Here is a 2,097-nt window from a genome sequence, read left to right as displayed (position 1 = left end):
GTTTGTGGCGGCGATCCGGGGTGCGGTGTTCCAGCAGTGTCTTCCGGTGGTGACCGACGCGCTTGATGTGCGGGTGGGGACGGTCGGTACTGACGCGGAAATTCTTGGTGGGGTGGATCTTATTCTGGATCGCACGCTGCATCCGGACACTGTCGACAAGCTCGTGGCGAGCGGGTGGCGGGCGTCGGCGGGCTGACCCGGCCGGTCATTTCCCGGTGCGGAAATGCGCCCGGTAGTCACTGGGCGACATGCGCTTCACCGTGCGGAACCGGCGGTTGAAGTTGGACAGGTTCGCGAACCCCGCGTCCCCCGCGATCGTCGCGACCGGCCGGTCGGTTTCGCGCAGCAGGCGGCATGCGGCGTTGACCCGGACGACGGTGAGGTACCGGGTGATGCTGGATCCGGTGCAGCGCGCGAAAAGCCGGCTCGCCGCGCTCGGCGTGAGGTTCGCCGCCGCCGCGATTTCTTCGAGCGTGAGCGGGGATTCGTACCCGGAGTGGATGGCCGCCACCATGGCGTCGACGCGTCCGGCGACCTCGCGGCTCACCGCCGGACGTTGCTGCGCGGCGGCCAACAGCCGGTAGGGGACGCGGCTCATCGCGACGAGCAGCCGCAGGAGTTCGACGGTGCGTTCGGGCGGGGCGAGCGCGTCCGGCCCGGTGGCGTCCAGCCCGGCGGGCCAGGCGGGCGGGTCCGGGAACCAGATCCCGTTCGCGGCGTCGTCGAGCATCGCCGCGACATTCGCGAATGCGGGCTTCTCGAACAGTCCGGCACCGAGGAAATCGCGCCGGAAATGGATCACGACGACGTCGTTCGGCATGTCCTCACCGGTCGACACATAGCTGTGCGGGAGGTCGGGACCGATCAGGGTGAGGTCACCCGGCTGGTACTCTTCGACCGAATCACCCACCAGCCGGGTACCCCTTCCCTTGCTGATCAGCGTGAGCTCGAACTCCGGGTGGACGTGCCAGTACGGATCCAGTCTACCTATGCTGAACTGGGTGTATCGCCAGCTGAGCGCCGGGCTGGGGGTGAGGTGCTCCACCACTGGCAGACGCTCGCGCCTGGTACCGCGGGGAGTCTGGAGTGGTCGCATTCGGGGATTGCGGTCGACTCGGCGGGTGCGGTGTATTGGGCTGATCCGGCTGGTGGTGCGGTGCTGGTGCAGGCGCCGGGCGGGGACCCGGACCGGATCGAGGTGCCGTTGCTGGAGGTCCACGGGATCACGTATGACGGTCGTGGTGGCCGGGAAGTGTTGTGGCTGGCCGATCCGGGGTTCAAGTTGCGTCCGCCGCGGTATGAACCGGAGGGTCGTGCTGGTGCGGCGGGGTGTTTCGACTTGGCGACGCGGGAGTTCCGTCCGCTGACTCCGCCGGATCTTCCGGCGTATGCCGGGGATTCGTGGCGGCCGACCGCGATTGCGGTGTGCGGGGACACGGTTGTGGTGGCGGATGGGTATGGCGCCAGTCTGGTGCATTACTTCCGTGGCTCGGAGCATCTGCTGACGCTCAATGGGAGTGATACGGGGACGGATTTCCAGTGCCCGCACGACATCGCGATCCTCGATGATCAGCGCCTGGTGGTCGCCGATCGCGGTAATCACCGGCTTGTGTCGTTCCGGCTGGATGGCACGTATCTGGGCACGTTCACGGATCCGTTGGTGCGGAGCCCGGCGGGGCTTGCGGTGCGGGACGGCAGGTTGATTGTGGCGGATGTGGAGCGGGCGGTGCTGGCCGTGGACCTCGATCGGGGGCGGGTCGAGGAGATCGTGGCGTATCCGGCGGAGCCGAAACAGCCGGGATGGCCGAATCTTGATCGTGGTGGTGAGACGGTGCGTCCGGACTTGGCGGTGGGGGTGTTGAACAGTCCGCACAGTGTGGCGGTCGGTGTGGATGGATCGTTGTATGTCACCGAGTTCGTTATTGGTGGGCGTGAGATCCGGCTGGTTCCGGCCGGGCCGGAAAACTGAACGTGGACAGGAGAGTTTCTGTGACGGACACAGTCAAGCAGCATGCGGTGGCCGCTATTGTGCGGCTGAGTGGGCTCCCCGCCGAGCGGATTCAGGTGACGATCGATCCCGGGCTCGGGGACGGGTTC

At 67.0% G+C, this 2,097-nt stretch carries 2 protein-coding genes and 1 pseudogene; 2 read left to right on the top strand and 1 reads right to left on the bottom strand.

What is annotated here, in order from left to right; genetic code table 11:
• Positions 1–196 (top strand): annotated as a pseudogene (locus OO71_RS51140) (hypothetical protein); the annotation flags it as partial.
• A gap of 9 nt (positions 197–205) precedes the next feature.
• Here OO71_RS51140 and OO71_RS51135 read toward each other — a convergent pair.
• Positions 206–1,048 carry an AraC family transcriptional regulator gene (locus OO71_RS51135; RefSeq protein WP_051793271.1) on the bottom strand — a complete coding sequence of 281 codons (843 nt, stop codon included), beginning with the start codon at positions 1,046–1,048 and terminating at the stop codon, positions 206–208.
• A gap of 291 nt (positions 1,049–1,339) precedes the next feature.
• Here OO71_RS51135 and OO71_RS51130 point away from each other — a divergent pair, with 291 nt between their 5' ends.
• Entirely contained in the window at positions 1,340–1,969 is a 630-nt protein-coding gene (locus tag OO71_RS51130; protein ID WP_162186198.1) for an NHL repeat-containing protein, read from the top strand.
• Positions 1,970–2,097: the final 128 nt, after the last annotated feature.

Origin of the sequence: Amycolatopsis jejuensis, assembly GCF_000717335.1 — a bacterium.
Lineage (GTDB): Bacteria > Actinomycetota > Actinomycetes > Mycobacteriales > Pseudonocardiaceae > Amycolatopsis > Amycolatopsis jejuensis.
The sequence above is the reverse complement of the archived record's forward strand: the minus strand, read 5'-3'. Positions and strand labels throughout refer to the sequence as shown.